We start from the raw sequence: 17,903 nt of genomic DNA on the forward strand, positions 1-17,903 counted from the left end.
GCTACCTCTTGATTTGGTACTTCGTTCTCTATCGGTGCAACTGGCGTTACTGGTGTTGACATTGGCCCAGCGGCTACTTCTTGACCTGGCACTTCGTTTTCTATCGGTGCAACTGGCGTTACTGGTGTTGACATTGGTCCAGCGGCTACTTCTTGACCTGGTACTTCGTTTTCTATCGGTGCAACTGGCGTTACTGGTGTTGACATTGGTCCAGCGGCTACCTCTTGATTTGGTACTTCGTTTTCTATCGGTGCAACTGGTGCAATCGGTGTTTCAATTTGACCAGCGGCTACTTCTTGACCTGGTATTTCATTTTCTATCGGCGTAACTGGTGCAATTGGTGTTTCAGTTTGATCAGCGGCTACTTCTTGACCTGGTATTTCATTTTCTATCGGCGTAACTGGTACATCATCTATTTGCTCTGTTGTTCCCGTTATCGCTACATCTGGCATATCGTTAGTAACTGGAACTTTATCCTGTGAGGAATCTTCTTGTAGTATAGCTATATGCGGTTCGTTTTTTCGAAGTTTTCTAGGAATGGATACATTGTCACCTGCTGCAAGTGGTAGTTCTTCAATACCTTCATTTTCAGCTTCATCTTCTAAGCTCATTAATTGACCTTTATTAATAGTCGCGACATCTTCTAATTGTTTACCTTCTTCTAATTCTTGTTCTTCTAGATCCATTTCATTTTCTTGCTCTTCTTCCATAATCTCTAATTCTTTACTGTCTGTTCCTTGTAACTCTTCGCCATCTGGCATTTGATCAAGTTCAGTTGTCTCTAATTCTGGCTTATCTTTATCAGATTCCATATTCTCTGATCCTGTAGCTGCTGCAAGCGCTTCTGGATCATTTGTACTAATAGTTACATAGTCCTCTTCATCTTCTCCATATCGTCTAGAATTGGAGCCAAACTTATCATTAATAAATCCTCTTCCATAATCAACCGCTCTTTCAGACATTAAAGAAACGTCTGTCGCCATCCTATAAGCTGCTTTGGAAGCACTAAATGCAGCAACAAGACGATCTCTGAATAAATAACATAAAACAAACACTACAATTTGAAGAAGCATAGTTGATACATATCCAGCGGCTCCCGATTCTGGAAGCGTATATATCAGTTCTGAAATAGTGAACACTATAACCAGCAACACGGACATTATTATTTTTAATGCAAGCGGTCTGATCCATTCAGTAGCCCAACTTGAAAGAACTCTTCTTTGGCCTGGTAATAATGCTACAGCCATACAAATTGGTGCGATTATACTCATAACCATAAACCATAATTGAAAAGCAATTGTTAAAAGACAAAGTAATATAATTGGAAGTCCAGTAAATGTATTAACCACGTAATATACAATCGTAAAAATAAGTCTTTCCCCTACACTATCTAATTTCATCATTACGTTTTTATCTTTTATTTCTTGCTCTATAATCTTTACTCTGTCTTCCCCAGGTGGTGTTTTTAATAATTTATTTACTCGATCTTCTCCAATCCCTTCTTTTGAATCTTTCCCATACTGCATAAACAAGTACGGTCTTTCAGTAAGTAACGTCCATATCTGTTTTTTTACTGCAAAAATAGCATCCTCTTTTGAACGTCCTGGATCTCCTGCAACTGTTCCCGTCGCTTTGGTTAAAATTTGAATGCTAATTTCTGAACTAACTGTATTAGCTGATTTTAAAAACGTTGATACATTCGAAATAAACGTAACAATAACAGCTATTACCAGGACAGTTTTTACTATTTCTGAAAACCCTGTTAATGGTTGACGTTTTACAAAAAATATATAAGCTGCATAAAAAGCCGATAAAGCACAAGTTAAAGAAATAATTGAAGGAAGCAAACCACCCGATTTAAAACCGTTGTTTTCTACTCCTGCAATGTTCTGCATAGCTGTTCCTAACTTATCGGCCACACTATCAATAATATCTAGTCTAAGGGATTGATCTACTACAAATAGAACGCCCTTCACAAGTAATAAGCTAAATTGAAAAGCAAGATCTACTCCCCATTGTGTTACACTATATATTTTTCTTTGAATATCCTTCCCTATACTATCATCACCGAACATATACCCCCATGTTTTAGAAAAAAAGCCTTTATCATCATCTTTAGAAGGAGCTGTGTCTATTTGATAATATGAATCCTTATATAAACCATCTGTATGACCTTCAAATAAATGATTAGATATGGTATCTTCTTCCGCATGAGCCACATTAGAATTAAAAGACAAAATTGTAAACAGACAGAGCAACACTATTGCCCCTATTCTTTTCACTCACCTTCACCCCATTTGTGAACTTGCTTAGGTTCCGTGCTCCCCACAATTGAATCTAATTTGTGAGTGCTCCCCCAGGCCCATTCGGAATTTTTCCAAACTCCATTTTTATCTTTTAAAATATATAGGCTTTCTCGTAATTTCTTATCTTCAACCGGATCATAATATACAACCTTATAGTAATATTCATTCTTTTTCTCATCTAACTCATAACGATACAAGTCATATTTATTCTCTAATTTCTTACTTGCACCTGGATTCCCGACCTTATCTGGCCCGAAATCATAAGTCTTAAACGAAAGATCATTTAACTGTTTCGTGTCCATATCAATATAAGCACGTATATATTCCATAGCTACTTTATCAGCTTCTTTTGCTTTATCCGTTTGTATTTGACAGCCAGAAATGCTGATCAGCATCAGCATTCCTAGTATTAATAACCCTAAATTTGATTTTTTTATTTTCATTATCTATACCTCCAGATGACTATACTGATTGTAATTCTCTTTCTTCGTCTGATTTTGTTGAAGTATCAAAGGCTGTCAATAATTCTTTAAACACTGGATCAACATTGATGATCGCTGTCCTTCCATAAATATCTTGGAACAAGCATTGTCCCCTTTTAAGCTTTTTCATCATAGATACATTCTCATCTGTAATCGGAAGGTTATAATAACTCAACATTTCTTCGGCTTCCTTATCGTATTTCATAGCAAACGAGAATTTCATACCCACATTGGCAACCTCACGATTTTCAGAATTAAAATCGCTGGCGTTTTGTGTACTAAGATATAATCCTGTATTGTGATAACGGCCTTTACGAATAATATCGTCTGCTAAACGCGAACCTTCACTGTTTTTTAATACACTGGCTGCTTCATCTTGAACGTACACTTTAAATACACTTCTGTCAGAGTTCATTAAGGATTTTCCAAAGGCTGTCATAGCAATTAATACACTCTCTGAAAGTTTATCTATAATACTAACAGCTGGTTTTTTCGAATCTGGTAATTGTAAATGTTGAATCTGCAATACTTGTAATGGTCTTTCTAGACTTAAAACACGATAATTCTGTCCTGGTTTACCGAATAATAATTCAGCTAACGGTGTTTTTTCAATCGTTTCTAAACGATGAATTAAAGAATTTAAACTATCTAATGATTTTTCTGACATAACTTTTGAATCTCGACCTTTTTTCTCTTTCAATTGTTCCTTAACTAAAGTCAAGCAAGGATTTTCTAATTTTGTAACTTCCGTTATTGCATCAACTAGATAGTCATATCTAGAATCTTCAAGATTTGCATTTGCTAAGAATGAAAGTAATTCTAAAGAAAGTCGTTTCGCTTCTTCAATAGAACTACATATACGAAATGGATCAAGACAACCTGCATCCTCTGCACTTTCTCCTAATGTCCACACTTCTAACTGATCTTTTTTAAATCCTGGAAGTTTGATAGGCCAATCTCCCCTATCCCCTTTTGGATCTCCAACAAAGGCACGGCCACCACTCATTACAATCCAGTAAACTAATAAATTCAGTAAAAAAGATTTCCCTTTTCCCGTTTGGCCCGCAATCATGACTGACAAACTATCAAATTCATTAGCAATGTTTTCTAAAGCTTTAGCTGCTAAATCTGGTTTGATGAAAACAGGACGGTTTAATTTAGCTGTTCTTCCGAAATAAAACCCTTTGTTATCACCAATTTGAGTTGTTGCACCAAACATTCCCTGTGCCAACACCCCAGGCTCCACATATAATTTAAAGTCAGTATTGTAACGATGTGAACCAGGTAAAAATTCATAAAAGTATGCAAGTTGATCACCGTATGGATTTACTAATTCGATTCGCATTTTTTTGTATTCTGATATTAATGCATTAATTCTAGTTTGAAGAGTCTTATTATTTTCAGCGTATACACAAAAAAGTACACTCGTTTCATATCCTGGCATTCCAGTAGTTTGAAATCTATCTTGAACATGTTTAACCCCTCTGACTTTCCGATCTATGGTTAAATCTGTTGTTTTCCCTCCAACCATTGCTTGACGGCGTTGATCGTTTAATTCAAGCTCACTATTAGTTAATTGCTTTGTTACTATTTCGTTATCCATATGGTTTGCTCGAATACTAATTTCAACTGGAAATTTCAAAGAGTGAGATTGAATCCGGTATATCCACTCTAATCCTGGAAAAATAGATTCTTCTGGCATAGACTTTACAGCCAGAAAAGCCACATGCATTTTTTCCAAATCACCATCTTCGTTTTGTCTTTCTAAAATCAAGGATCTTCCTGGTGACTCATCAATTAAACAATCAGTAAGTTTTACAATCTCTTGCATACGGGTACGGCGTACTTTTTTAGGTTTTCCGTTGCTGTCAAACAGCTCAATTGTTTCTCCTATATTCCATTCTTTCACTCTTTCTGGTTCGGTCATTCCTCGTGTAAAGTTTTGTTCGATTAAAAATTTAAGCGTTGGCGCTGTAAGACGATTTACAAATTTAAACGTACTAATCAATTGACCGTGAATAACTTCATCCATATCTTTATATTCATCAATCTCATCTTCCAAAATATCTGATTCATGTAAACCTATTGCTTCGTGTGCTGAATTTGTAAACCCTTGTTGCATACGTTTAACAAGTTTGGCCGTTTCAACAATAGGATTTCGGGCCTGTTTTTGTTTCTTTTCTTCATTGACTTGAACAAGAATATAGAAGTGATATTCTGTATTTTCAGTTGACATCGCCGAACGTTTCAGATATTGCTTCATTTTCCCGAAAAGCCAGCGGCCCGTTGGAGCCATTGGGCCGCTTATGCTTTTGATATGTTCATCTAAAATTTCATCGGAGTTTGTTGTACGTGGGATAACTAACAAGTGTAAATCACACTCTAAATGAGTAAATAATGTTGCTTGATTTAAAAAGTAACCTTTTTTTGTACTTTCATCATGGAAATCATATTCAAATCCTTCAACCTCGTAACCTAACCAAACTCTTCCATCAGCACTAAAGCAAAGATTTTCTTCAACATGTTTAGTTGGGAACCTCGTTAAAGTTTTCAGCATATATCGCTTCCTCTCCCTCTTCCTCATTAATAAATGTAAGTTCAAACGCCGCAATATCTTCTGTTTGTTTAGATTGCGAAGAAGAAAGTTTTATTACTTCTTCTTTTGAATATTGGATAAAAATTGGACTATTAAAAACATAGATCTCTGGTTTTCTTAAACGCATTGATCTATTCATTTGATGTGTTCGCATTTTAAATGTGATCCACGAGCGAAAAAAGGCAAAAAATGATTTTCCATCTGTCTTATAACGATCTAGGCCCCATACAAGCAAAATAGGGAGTACAACATAATAAAGAAAGTAATAATCATCAGCTAGTGGCCCTACGATCCAACCTGTTAACGGAAACCATCTTAATAAAACAAACAAAGCAACAATTAATATAAAATAGCCCATCAACTTCCACGATACGGGCCGTGGAAGTTGATAACCTAATATTTCATATTGTCTTCTTTCATATTTCATAAAGCTCCCGAAACTGTAGACTTTAATTGGTCTGCTTTTTCTATCCCTATCTCGCATTCTCTTACAGCCCTAAAAGTCCAGAAATCCATGTACCAACATTTTTTAATACATCTGGCTTTTGTACGAAGAAAATTAATAATCCGCCACCAAAAATTAAAGTTACTAAAAGCCCCCATGCGCGTTTCACAAATAAGAAAATTCCAGCCACGATAAACACCACATACAGGGCCATAGTCCCTTGACTTTTAACCTCCTCTAATAGCCCATCTAAACCAATCCCTAAATATAAACTTTTCATTAGTCCTGTAAAAAACATATCCAAATTCCTCCCCTTAAATATTCTGGATTTGTGTTACTACAAACTGGCCTTTTTGTTTCTTTACAAATAACTTATAATGCATTGTCATTTTCGCTTCTGAATCGGAATTAACAAGAATGACATTTACATCCACTTCGTATTTTTCTTTTTGATTTTTTACTGGATATACCTTCGCATCAACAACCCGATCAAGCTTCATTCTGCCTTCAAGCCCCTTAATGTCTTTATCTTCTAGTACATAACGCAATTCCGCTTGTGTAGCTGTTGTATACGATTTGAAAAACGTTGGTAAAAACTCTTTTATGTCCTGTTTAACATCAAAATTGTTAATTTCTTCTCGTTTTTCTTCTTTTTCTTTGATTTCAGCTTTTTCATTGATATTTACTACTTTGGGAAGTCCAGAAATAACAAATGCGTTTTTATTTGCTGTGATTGGAATAGAAAGAAATTGAGTTGCATTTTTTTCTTCATTTGGTCTGTTCAATTTGTAATTTACTTTTAGAACAATATTTGCTTGATCTTTACCAGTTTCTTTTACCATACTAACTACAGATTGAATGTAATTTGAATCCCATTGAGCGCTTTTTACATCGAATCCCCCTTGTTTATCCAGACTTTCCATAAGATAAGATTTCAAATGATCTTCACGCTTTTGTTTGCCCTCGTCAGTTCGTTGCCAGGTGTAATATTCTTTAGCAAACGACTTTGTAAATTCAATCGCTTCTGGTCTGATCGCTTGATTCTCTGTATTTTGCTTTAATTCTTCATTTTGAGAACTAGCATTAACCGCTTTTGTACTGTTACCCTTAATCACGGTAGTAACCGAAACGGCAAATATCCAAAGAAACGCCACCCAAAAAATAATTGCGCCTATTTTTCGCCCTCGATTTTTTGGCGCTCTGAATTGCTGCCTGCTGCCACTAGGCTTCAACTTCTTCAGTAACTCTTTCCAATTCAATATATTCCCCCCTATTCAATTATCAATGTTCATTAAATCCTTACTTTTTCTTTTGGATTTTCTAAATCGCGATAAATAGGGCCAAATGGATCTTTTATATAATCCTCAAAAGTAGCCACATAAACAGGTAATTCTGGACTCTCCACCCCTTTTAAGTGTCTAAGCAATTCTTTTTCTCTAGCTGCATCCCTAGCCACAAATACCAATCTCCACGCTCGAATTGGATAAGAAAAACCTACATTTTGATCATATTTTTCGATATTTTCTTCACTTTGCAAAAAATCGTTGTACCGTCTAATCTTCTTTAAAAGAACATCTTTTGTACCAAATGTCCTTTCCATTTCTAAAAACAATCCTACATTTGCATCAATCTTATCTTTAACACCAATTACCGCAATTCCATCTGGTCGAATAACATCAACTGAACTTTTTGTATATCTAAATGTGGCTCTAGGCTCATTTATCCACTCTTTCAGTTCTAATACTTCCTCTTTTTCTGATTGAAGTGTCATGGAACACTCTAGATGGGCTAACATAAGACTGTGATAAACAAATGTCGCAACACGTTCTGACCATCTAGGGTTCCAATGTACTTCCCCTCTCAACTCCCTAACCATTTCCACACCATACTTTGTAAGTGTATAAACGTTTTGAGGTCTTCCCGACTTCCTCACTTGATTTCTTATAGAAGGAATGGGTAAATGTTCATGTTTGATGTATTCCCCCTCTTCTAGCCTGCGAAGGCGATAATATACGGAGTTTTTCCGATGCCCTGGATAACATTTCGATTCGATATATTCCAGGTCTAAGTACACGTGAGTATGCAAATCAATTAATAGTTTTTGGTCTTCTTCTGATAACATTAGGTGGGCCATCATGTTTTCTCCCTCTCTAGCATGTCAAAAATGCTTTTATTCCCATCTTCCTTCTTCTTAGATTTCTGTATTTCTGGCTGCTCTTTTGGTTCCTCTGGTTGTCGGCTTTCTTCAACCACTTTTTCTATTTTTGGCTTTTCTTCTTTTATTGTTTCTGGAACAACTTTTGTCTGTTTCTTTTGAAACAATGGGATAATCTGTGCTTGTTGTTCTTCTTTAATGCTTATATTTGATGTTTCTGGCTGTTTTTTTATTAAAAGTGGTGTGTTCAACGGCTTACTTTGCACTGATTCAGTAACTTTTTCTTTTTCAAGAGTATTAAATATTGAATCTTTAGAATATTCCGATTTTTCAAGTGGTACTTTTTCCTTCTTAGATCCTCTTTTACCGTAAAGAAACTGATCTATTTCTTTATCTATTTCTTCAATGGATTTTCCTGTTTGCTCTAACTCTTTAATTTTCGCGTATGTCCATGCATTCGATGCTTTTGTCATTGCTTCATTACCATAAATAGCAACTTTTCCATCTGGTAAATAGCGATCTAATGGCGGAACTTCTATCGTGCACCACACATCTTGCGCCTTACCGTCAATCTTATCTTGTGTTTGAACAGCTACAACCAAATCGGGTAAACCTTGTAAATACTGTGCTCTAAAGCGTTTTTGCATAATGTCTTCTAACACTTTAGCCGAGTCTGGCCCTTGACGACAGACAAAGAAATTACCACCAATCTCTTTTAATGCATCCGCCAAAGCTTTGTCTAATTGCCCTGTGATTTGTTGTGTAATCGGCCATAGGCCCAAACCGTATTTTCTGTCCTCTGCTACGATTTTTGGAAGGATTGGTACTTGTACTTTGTGGGCTTCGTCAATAAAAGCTAGATGTAGTTTAGATCCAATTGGGCGTTGTTGAACAATACGGTGATATTGATTCATAATATATCCAATTGTTAATTGAATATCGTCTGATTCCATATCAGATAAGTCATAAAAGACAATATGACCTTCATCCATCCACTTCCTAATTTCTAATGAAAAACCAGATTGACCATACATTCTTTTCAAATATGTTGTACTTCTAAATAGGTCTAATCTGTTCAATATTGGCTGAATGCTGGCATCCAAAGCTTCTCCAACATCATGTTTCCAATAATGAGAATAATATTTTGCTTCTGGCCCCTCTAAATTCGATAAGACTCGTGCACGAAATATCTCATTTGTTAAAAACATTGGAATACTGAGTGTATTGTGTGTTTGTTTTCCATCAATTAGCAAAGTTCCAATTGTAGCTTTTAAAATACGTTCTGTTTGAGGTGCTTGACCTGGGATGATTGATTTTATAACGCTTAAAATTGAGTTAATAACTGTTTGAGTATCTTCATTAGGAAATCTATGAAGTAAGTTCAGTGCTGGAGGATGTTGTGAATGCCGGAAGCGAATGAAATGCACTTTATTCCAATCAACTTGCTTTCCATCTAGTTCCGCTTTCAACATGCGGTTTAGCGCGATAATTGCGAGGTCTGGAGTAGGATCAAAAAGAGAAAAACCGCTTGCATTTTCTGGATCATTCAGCCACTCATCCATGACACTTTCCATAATTGCCATTGCGACTGTACTTTTACCCGATCCAGTTTTACCGGTTATTGCACCCATTTTCTTCATTTGCTCTTTTGCTATTCTGACCAGGCGGTCTTTTTTCATTGGATGTCTGGCATAACCTACACCAATTCCATCACTAAGCAAATCTTTAGGTAACATTTCTTCTCCCTTATCGAGATACAAAATTTTCTTTTCTACTTTATCCTTTTTATCTCCCTTAATCTTTGGAAGGTGAAGTAAATTCGCAAGTTCTGACCCCGTCCAGGTCATTTTTCCATAACTCGGACACGGAACCTTTAAGACTGAATGCTTTAACCTTCGATAGCGAAGTTCATTTACATCAGCCATAATACTTGCAACCATATTCCCCAAATTTTTCAGAACAGGGACACCAGGATAATATTCACTTGCAAATGATACAGCGACTTGAAAGGCCACTTCATTTCCTGCGAAACGTCTGTTCAAATCTCTATACTCTTCTTTCTCAAAAGCATCTAGGCCAAAACCAGAACTATGCTTTTTTCTTTTCTTAATTGCTTTTTCTGCTTTCCGTATGCCCTTTATCAAACGATGGCCGTTATCTGGAGAAAAAGAAACATCAACCCACGTTTTTTCTTCCGTTGCATTAAGTAGAGTCGGCAATACATCTTTTGTGTATCTTGCTAAAGATAAAGTTGCTTCAAGATGTTTACGCTTCAAAACCATACGCCCGCCAACAGCTCTCCAAGTTGGGAATGGTACTTCATCCATTTTCTGTTCATACACTTCTGCATGAATATATAGGCTTCGAAATGCCTGGACGACACGATTAATCCCATCTTCTGGCCCTGCAAGATAAAAACGCAATCTTTCTTCTTTTCCTTCTGGACGATACGCGAGCAAACGATACCAATCACGACCTTTAAACAACCGTTCTAACGGACGGCGACCCGCTCCATGAACTTGACGGATCATACGGCCCACAGTGTCTACGGTTATTTCATCATCTACATGAGGAATGATCATAACATACCGGTAACGCCTTCTTTCAATTTGATACAACAGAATACGTCGTATGATCTGCAACACTACTACTGCGAGTAGTCCCAAGATCAATAATTGTACTACTTGAACTACAACTGGCATCCATCGAGAAATTTCAGATAGTATTTTATCTCGTGAAAACCATACGGCGGCTCCAGCTCCCAAGATAAGAAGCATCGGCCAATTTTTAGTGACGAAATCGTCAATTTCTCTGTCCATTTTGCTGCGTGACAACGTCCCACCTCCGAACATATTTGGAGCGAGAAACAGCGTAACAAGTCAGAATCTCGTCTGACAGAGAAAAACAGTACAACCAGTAAAAGCCGAATAAAGACAGCTTGCTGGCATGTGATACGAGACGAGACTCGGAAATGAACCGCCGCCGCCCGCACGTAGTTTAAAAGAAAATTTTCGCCTGTGTGATGACTATTCATACGAATGAGTCTATCCCCAGGGAAAGCTTCGTATTCTGGATAACCATATTATACCATAAAATCCCTTATATTTCAATCATCTTGTTTAAAATAATTTACACAATAATCTGCATAGTCACTTTTAATCACCTTTAGTAATTATTACGCAAGTATTTGGAGGAATATTCCACAAGTTTTTCATTAGATTATTCAGTATATTATTTCAATTGTTCTAGAGAGTATAATTTCAATTACCAGAAGGTTATAACTATAAATAAGTACGAACATTAGAACTATAAATAGTGGAAAACATACAGAAATATAATCCTCGGCTCGTCATTCGCAAGCTCATTTCCTTACCTTCGGACTACGTCCCCCAGCACTAAAAAATAGCATGTTATCCTACATCTTCATAGTAATTTTGTATCTCATAAAACAAGTACATTAGAATATCCTCAATACGTGTATAAAGATATAAACTACCTGTAGTCAGTAACTCAAACAAGAACGAATGTGAGAGCTCTGGAAACTCTGTAAAAGTAAAGGAATAGATATAAGCTACGAGATCCAGAGGAAAACACGTAGCTGTAGAAACGCGTTGAACAAAGGACAGTTGAGAAGCCGAGAGAGTATCTACAAGAGTAGTAGTATAAGTGGTCCGGGAGATCGAAATACTAGGCATTAAAGAGCTCCCACCCACCACCGTATCTTTAAGTGTATACGGATTTGGCTCATTTTTTTTAAGGGATAAAACAGGCGCACTCATCACTATTGGTTCTGAATCTATGTTTCTTTCTTGCTCAACTTCAATTTGCTCCTTGGCCACTAATTCAAGCGTTGTCTTTGCTCCACGCCCTTTCCCTTCTACTGTTAGGTTAATATGTCCAGAAGCTTGTAAACGGCCTATAACTATCTTAAAAGATGAAAAAGGCACTCCCATATCCTTTGCTAATTTGCGTTGTGATCCCGATACTTCCCCTTTTTGTTGCTCTAAGTATGCTAAAATATCAGCTTCCCATTCTTGCATATGGCTATATTTGCGATCTTCACGCTCTTTTTTTCCTTCAAACGGACGATACGAAAACGCCATTCCCGATAATTCACGTATATAGCAAGCCGCTGGCCCTTTTTTCGTTCCCTGGAACGCACTGCGAACCTTTTGTTTTACCTTTAATACCGTTAAAGGCTTTTCTAGCTTTGCATTCCATTCACGAAGCTTATTTTCAGCTTCTTCCTTTGCGTATCCAGAAGCTTTAAATGTTAAAGCTAACGTATAACAAGTGTTGTCTCTCTTCCCTTCTTCTACACCTTGTAGAAGCTTTAAAATAGCTGGATGAGACAATAAATCACATTGCCCTACTGTTACCTTTTTATAGAAAGAACGGTCTTCTTGCTGTATGATCATCCAGTCTATAAGCCCCTGGAAGTCTATACGATTATTAGACTCATAAACTGTATTTTGATCTGTAACCACACGGAAATAACGCTCTGCACCAACAGCAACAGGATCACCGCCGATACTTGCGATAATTTCACGCTGAATACGCTCGTAAAACTCTATAGTCTTTGTATAGGCTCTTTTAGGTACAGCAAAATAAAAGTAGACGTGGAACCCACCAGACGGCGTTTTAACAATTAAAGAAGGCTCTGGAAGCCCTGCGCACTCAACGCGGTCTAATACATCTGGAACCGTCAAACCTTTATTTTCTTCATTGCCGCCTTTTGCGTCTATATCAATGACCATTGCGTTTAACCAGCGTAAAGATGCCTTATTGCGCTTGTCATTACGATAAAATGTGTTAGGTGTGTAATATGTAGTATCTTGAGTCATTGCAAACAAAGTTTTATATGTACGAACCGCTTTAAAATCCTCACAATTATTACTTAAAAAAGTAAAACCGTGATCATTATCATAGCCATTTACTTGCTTATCTCCTTGACGTTTCGCTACTTCTGTAAACTGATTTTGAAATATTTGTCGATACATCTTCACTTGCGTTCCTCCTCTCTCGGAGAAACAAAAAAGACAGATAGCACAAGCTATCTGTCTTCATATTCGAACCTGTATATTAATTTTCTCATGTCACAAGGTGTCTCAAATTGACTATGAATTTATTGCATAGACAACAAATTTCATGGTACAATAGACCCAGACATTAAGTAAAATAATAATATACATCCAGTTTGTTCGAACTAAACTGGAATTGGTTCAAGCTATGGTTAAGGTAGCTTGTTCCCGAAGCAATCTTGTTTACAGCAAGATTGCTTTTTTTTATTCTTTTTTGTTTCTGCTAGACATTAGTAAGAATTATATTTTTATTTGTTTATTTATGTAATTTATGTAAATAAGTCTCTATTTTTCTAAATTGTGCGAATAATTTTCTGTTCTAATACAAATATACTCCTTTTCTTTCCAGGCCGCAACCCTTTGTCTTTATTTATATTTTTCAGATTGTTAACTTTTTATTATTGTTAACATTATATGAAATTAAAAATAATAAAATCACCAAAAAACCTTATAAAACAAGCATTTAAACGGAAAATATTTTTGTTAACTTTGATAAGGAAATACTTCCATATACAGTTCAGTTATGGTATATTGTTAACAAAGATAAAAAAGGAGTGGAGAAAAAAATGAAAATTTCTATGATGAATAAGGATTCCGGGAACTCACTTGATATGAATTTGATTGATGGTTTTTATGTTGAGATCCCTACAAATGTAGTGGAAATCAGCAAAAATGAAGCTGATTCTCATTTTGTTGCTGCCATTGGAAACCCTAAAGATCTAGATTCTCGCTTATTAATCTCTACAACAATTCCGGGCGAAGAGAAAGAAAGATATTTTTTAGTAGGTGAAGAAGCTGCAAAACACGCACTAGCAAATAACCATGTTAATAAACTACACGATAAAATTACTAGTCATATCCCTTATGTAATGTTTTTAGCTGCCGTTGCTTATTACCACGCTATCAACGAAGAAAGAGAAACTGATGATAACACCGTTGAAATTGAATACTTCCAAACAATGTTACCTATCTGGTTACTAAAACGTACAGCTAAATTTAGTGAAGCACAAACAGCAATGTCAGAACGTTTTACAGGAGAACATATCGTGTCTGTTCACACTCCTGGTTTAGAACGCACTTTAAATATTGATGTAAAAAAAGCTTCTTGCCGCATTGAAGGAGAAATTGCCCGTTTAGGTATCAAGAAAAATTTCGAGTTAGAAGATCGTGAGGAAGCAAAACAGTTTGATAATAACGATACTGTATTAGTCGATATTGGCGGCGGTACTATTGATCTTGTTTTATCACCAGCTGGTTTAAAAGCACCAAAAAACCGTGATTCTATGCAATCAATTGATAAGCTTGCTTATTTGTCACATATCGAAAAGCTAAGAAAAGAAAAATTCATAGAATTTTTCGATGATCTACGATCCTTCGAGATATTCATAGTACAGAACTACCAAAAACCTAAAATGGAATTAGTTGACGGAAACAGCGGAAAACGCACTGATTTAACTGATAAAATTAAATCTTCTTTAAAAGAATTTGCTAACATCTTAATTTTAAAAATTCAAGATGTTATGCCTGCACCAGCTGATAAAGTATACAAATACATCTATTTTGGCGGTGTTGCTCCAATTCTTGAGGATAGCATCCGTGAAGTCATTGAGGAAATGTATGGTGCTGAGATTGCACAAGCAAATCATATTTTCTTGCCAGATTCTCGCAAATTAAACCTATATGGCCTAGAAGTTAAAAGCCGTGGTGAAATGCTACAAAAAGCACCTAAATAGGCATATCACCAGAAGAAAGGAGGGAGCACATGGGACGTACTAGCAAGGAAGAAAGACAAAAAGTGTTTGGCCTTCGAACAGATAACATGAGTGAAAAAGTATATAGTCACTTAGATAAAAAAGCCCGCTCAAAACAATTAGCTTCATATCTTATAAAGTTGGTTGAACAAGACTTAAAAGGTCAAGAGCCATTTGATGCAAAAGAAGAACTCATTGAGGTTTCAAAAAATCAAGATTATATGATGAAGGCCATCGAACAGCTAACTAGAAAAATATCTACTATCCAAGTAGCTCCAGCTCCATCTGTTGTTATGTCAAATCAAGAGAATAACAATACATCCTTAGAAAATGATTTATTAAAAGACGTTGGTAAGTCGGGACAATTAATTACAAGTAAGGTGGTTACTGGATCTCTTGACGATGAGGATTTAGAAGACCAAGACTTTTAGAAAAAAGGATCTCACTCCTTATTTAAAGGATGTGCGATCCTTTTTGTTTAATCTATAATGTAAATGAGCGACTTTGGACGGGAGGTATAAAGATATGAGCGAATCCGAACAAGAACGAGCCTATTGGACCCATGAGGTTGCTGACAAACTCCAAATATCACACAGTACATTAAAAAGATGGTGTGGTGAGCTAGAAATGAGCGGTTATGAATTTACCAAAGGCACAAATGATAGTCGTGCATTTACCGCTCATGATTTATCAGCATTGGAAAAATACAAACTTCTAACAAAAAAACAAAAGATTCCAAAGGATAAGGCCGCAACTACTGTTACAGATGAGTTTTCTAAAGATATGAGCGATTGGGCGACCCCCGCCCAAAAAGAAAATGACCATTTTTTGAGTAGCCCACAAGCCGCCCAAACATTTCAAGCACTTATGCAAAGGTTCCAGGAGCAAGAAGAAACGAATCGCCAAATTTTACAGGAACTACAAACAGCTAATGAACTAAATAAAACAATTTCCGCACAGTACGAACAATTAAAACAAGAGATACAGGCCCTTAATGCTGATCAAAAATTGATAGCATCTAGCCAAGAAAAAAAGCAAGGATTTTGGGCAAAGCTTTTTACAAAAAATAAGGACGTATGATGAACTTATTCCATCATACGTCCTTATTTTTGTTCTGATAAAATCATATCTGTTTTCATATTCGATTGTATCCCCATATCATTTAACTTTGCTTCTAATAAAAGCATTTCTTTTTCAAACCCTTCTTTTAAAGCAATATCCGATATTCTTATAACACTCCATCCTTTTTCTTTCATAAGAGCATCGCGTCTTTTGTCTTTTCGTTTATTTTCTGGTACTCGATGAAATGGCCCATCAACTTCAAGATCCAACTTTTTCCCATTAGGTGAATAGAATGCAAAGTCTAATTTATAACGTGTACCAGGTATTTTCTGCTGCACAATAGGGTGATAACCTTTATAACGAAGCGCATCATAAACCTGCTTTTCCAACTTACTTTGACATTTTCTACGTTGTGTATCGCTATCCGGTTTATAACCACCAGAGGAAGTTGTAATTTGTGCTAAAAAGAAAAATAACAAAGCGCATCCAAGAACCACGAATAACCCCATCATATTCCTTCACCTCTTTTATTTTTTATCACGGACAAATTACATCCTACTCAACCGCTGCATAGGCTAATGACTAAGCAAGAGCTTTTAAATTACCTTATCAGCAACTTAAATTACTACCTACTTACTGTTACCTACGTATTAACGTGTCATGAGTAGCAATAACAGGAAATAAAAGATGTGTTTATGACGACGAGGGCGGAAGGCCGAGGGAAGTCATAGTGCCCCCTTAACTCAAATCTTATACCATGTAATTTTTACCAATGGGGTAGTTATGTCCTGGTAATTATTACAATGGATCGGAAAGGATGGATTTCATTGTTAGCGAAAATAGAGAAGGCCCTGCAAAATTACCAAAGTTATATAAAAAGAAAAAATCAAATTCACGATCTAGAGGAACAAACGAAAAAATCATTTCATTCAGCAAGTTTATTTTTGACTCACATCACGTATGGAAATATCAAAACCTACATTTATCCTACTATCCAAAAAACACTTATATTAGAGACACACAAGGAGATTATTTTTACCATACCAAAAGGGATGAATCCAAAGAATTTAACCGAAAAGGAATATGTCTTCAAACAATATTTAGGCGACAATATCGAGCTAGAAATAGGCTCTATAACTTGTGTAATACGTATATTCCCTAAACGTATGAAAAGCGTAAATTACAGCTTTAATGAGCTTCTAGTGCGTAATGAACTATTACCGGTTATTGTTGGTCAAAACAAATATAACCAATGGATTAAATACTCCCTCATTACATCCCCAAATACACTAATTAGCGGTGTGCCAGGTAGCGGAAAAAGTTCTATGTTGCGTACTATTTTAACAACATGGGTTTTAATGAAAAAACCTCATGAACTTGAAATGTACCTAGTTGATTTAAAAAAAAGTGAATTTCACATTTTTGAAAAAATCGAACATGTAAAAGCTGTTTGCGATACTCCAGGACAATTTAAACCTATTATGAAAAAGCTAATGGCTGAACTTGATAAACGCGGTAATTTATTAAAAAAATACGGTGTAAGTCACGTTAATGACATTCCAGCATCTGAAAGACCAGGATTCATTGTACTTGTAATTGATGAGGTAATTGTATTAAAAAAAGAAAAAGAAATTACAGAGGACTTGTTACAATATGCGTGTTTGGGAAGGGCCTACGGGATGTTTCTCATTTTGTCTATGCAAAGACCTTGTAATAAGAGCCTAGATACAGCCATACGCGCGATTCTAAACGCTAGGCTGGGTTTTCGTTCAGAGGACAAAACCAACAGTGATATAAGCGGTACTCCTGGCGCTGAAAATATCCCTTCTGACGAACCCGGACGAATGATATTTAAAATAGATGCTGATAGTCTCCAGGAAGTTCAAGCTCCCTTTTTATCTGTAGAAGAAGCAAAAAAACTACTATCTCCCTTTAAGCGAAAAGATGATACCAAAGGCCCCGACTGTTCCCGTATAAGCAAAGAAAACGATCCAAATACTATCTTTGGATTAATGGAGGATTAGT

General features: G+C 36.2%; 14 protein-coding genes. 4 read left to right on the top strand and 10 right to left on the bottom strand.

Features of this window, described 5'->3' with window-relative positions; genetic code table 11:
• The 9 genes from AC0IXC_RS28445 to AC0IXC_RS28485 all read right to left on the bottom strand — a co-directional run.
• Positions 1-2,282: CD3337/EF1877 family mobilome membrane protein (locus AC0IXC_RS28445; RefSeq protein ID WP_471653656.1), on the bottom strand; the 2,282-nt coding region annotated here is incomplete at its 3' end.
• Positions 2,279-2,749: a hypothetical protein gene (locus AC0IXC_RS28450; RefSeq protein WP_471653657.1), complete on the bottom strand. Its 471-nt coding sequence runs from the start codon at positions 2,747-2,749 to the stop codon at positions 2,279-2,281. The genes AC0IXC_RS28450 and AC0IXC_RS28445, both read right to left, overlap by 4 nt.
• Before the next feature lie 19 nt (positions 2,750-2,768).
• Positions 2,769-5,345, bottom strand: a complete 2,577-nt coding sequence (locus tag AC0IXC_RS28455) for an ATP-binding protein (RefSeq protein ID WP_471653658.1) — start codon at positions 5,343-5,345, stop codon at positions 2,769-2,771.
• Positions 5,314-5,811 (bottom strand): TcpE family conjugal transfer membrane protein, encoded by a 498-nt coding sequence (locus tag AC0IXC_RS28460; protein ID WP_234932376.1) that lies wholly within the window; start codon positions 5,809-5,811, stop codon positions 5,314-5,316. The genes AC0IXC_RS28455 and AC0IXC_RS28460 overlap by 32 nt, the downstream gene beginning before the upstream one ends.
• Before the next feature lie 61 nt (positions 5,812-5,872).
• Positions 5,873-6,127, bottom strand: a complete 255-nt coding sequence (locus AC0IXC_RS28465) for a TcpD family membrane protein (protein ID WP_471653659.1) — start codon at positions 6,125-6,127, stop codon at positions 5,873-5,875.
• Between the two features lie 16 nt (positions 6,128-6,143).
• Positions 6,144-7,088, bottom strand: coding sequence for a conjugal transfer protein (locus AC0IXC_RS28470; RefSeq protein ID WP_471653660.1), 945 nt, complete (start codon positions 7,086-7,088; stop codon positions 6,144-6,146).
• Positions 7,089-7,120: 32 nt separating this feature from the next.
• Positions 7,121-7,963 carry a replication-relaxation family protein gene (locus AC0IXC_RS28475; RefSeq protein ID WP_471653685.1) on the bottom strand — a complete coding sequence of 281 codons (843 nt, stop codon included), beginning with the start codon at positions 7,961-7,963 and terminating at the stop codon, positions 7,121-7,123.
• On the bottom strand, positions 7,963-10,818 hold the full coding sequence (locus AC0IXC_RS28480; protein WP_471653661.1) for a type IV secretory system conjugative DNA transfer family protein: 2,856 nt from the start codon (positions 10,816-10,818) through the stop codon (positions 7,963-7,965). The genes AC0IXC_RS28475 and AC0IXC_RS28480 overlap by 1 nt, the downstream gene beginning before the upstream one ends.
• Before the next feature lie 576 nt (positions 10,819-11,394).
• Positions 11,395-12,984: a primase C-terminal domain-containing protein gene (locus AC0IXC_RS28485; RefSeq protein WP_471653686.1), complete on the bottom strand. Its 1,590-nt coding sequence runs from the start codon at positions 12,982-12,984 to the stop codon at positions 11,395-11,397.
• A 647-nt stretch (positions 12,985-13,631) separates the two neighbouring features.
• Between AC0IXC_RS28485 and AC0IXC_RS28490 the strand changes: the two genes are divergently transcribed.
• The 3 genes from AC0IXC_RS28490 to AC0IXC_RS28500 all read left to right on the top strand — a co-directional run bounded on the left by AC0IXC_RS28490 (position 13,632) and on the right by AC0IXC_RS28500 (position 15,896).
• A complete protein-coding gene (locus tag AC0IXC_RS28490; protein WP_471653662.1) occupies positions 13,632-14,798 on the top strand; it encodes an Alp7A family actin-like protein in 1,167 nt (388 codons plus the stop codon).
• A gap of 29 nt (positions 14,799-14,827) precedes the next feature.
• Complete coding sequence (locus AC0IXC_RS28495) at positions 14,828-15,247, top strand: hypothetical protein (protein WP_098661274.1); 420 nt, start codon at positions 14,828-14,830, stop codon at positions 15,245-15,247.
• A 94-nt stretch (positions 15,248-15,341) separates the two neighbouring features.
• Positions 15,342-15,896, top strand: a complete 555-nt coding sequence (locus AC0IXC_RS28500) for a DNA-binding protein (protein ID WP_471653663.1) — start codon at positions 15,342-15,344, stop codon at positions 15,894-15,896.
• Between the two features lie 23 nt (positions 15,897-15,919).
• Here the strand turns inward: AC0IXC_RS28500 and AC0IXC_RS28505 are convergent, their stop codons facing one another.
• Positions 15,920-16,390 (bottom strand): endonuclease domain-containing protein, encoded by a 471-nt coding sequence (locus AC0IXC_RS28505; protein ID WP_471653664.1) that lies wholly within the window; start codon positions 16,388-16,390, stop codon positions 15,920-15,922.
• Positions 16,391-16,705: 315 nt separating this feature from the next.
• Here AC0IXC_RS28505 and AC0IXC_RS28510 point away from each other — a divergent pair, with 315 nt between their 5' ends.
• A complete protein-coding gene (locus tag AC0IXC_RS28510) occupies positions 16,706-17,902 on the top strand; it encodes an FtsK/SpoIIIE domain-containing protein (protein ID WP_471653665.1) in 1,197 nt (398 codons plus the stop codon).
• Position 17,903: the final 1 nt, after the last annotated feature.

It is taken from the genome of Bacillus sp. AC266 (assembly GCF_979253805.1).

Coding starts and splice junctions, on each gene's coding strand:
- AC0IXC_RS28450 (WP_471653657.1), bottom strand. CDS start 2,749: ATGAAAATAAAAAAATCAAATTTAGGGTTATTAATACTAGGAATGCTG.
- AC0IXC_RS28505 (WP_471653664.1), bottom strand. CDS start 16,390: ATGATGGGGTTATTCGTGGTTCTTGGATGCGCTTTGTTATTTTTCTTT.
- AC0IXC_RS28460 (WP_234932376.1), bottom strand. CDS start 5,811: ATGAAATATGAAAGAAGACAATATGAAATATTAGGTTATCAACTTCCA.
- AC0IXC_RS28485 (WP_471653686.1), bottom strand. CDS start 12,984: ATGTATCGACAAATATTTCAAAATCAGTTTACAGAAGTAGCGAAACGT.
- AC0IXC_RS28475 (WP_471653685.1), bottom strand. CDS start 7,963: ATGGCCCACCTAATGTTATCAGAAGAAGACCAAAAACTATTAATTGAT.
- AC0IXC_RS28455 (WP_471653658.1), bottom strand. CDS start 5,345: ATGCTGAAAACTTTAACGAGGTTCCCAACTAAACATGTTGAAGAAAAT.
- AC0IXC_RS28465 (WP_471653659.1), bottom strand. CDS start 6,127: ATGTTTTTTACAGGACTAATGAAAAGTTTATATTTAGGGATTGGTTTA.
- AC0IXC_RS28490 (WP_471653662.1), top strand. CDS start 13,632: ATGAAAATTTCTATGATGAATAAGGATTCCGGGAACTCACTTGATATG.
- AC0IXC_RS28495 (WP_098661274.1), top strand. CDS start 14,828: ATGGGACGTACTAGCAAGGAAGAAAGACAAAAAGTGTTTGGCCTTCGA.
- AC0IXC_RS28500 (WP_471653663.1), top strand. CDS start 15,342: ATGAGCGAATCCGAACAAGAACGAGCCTATTGGACCCATGAGGTTGCT.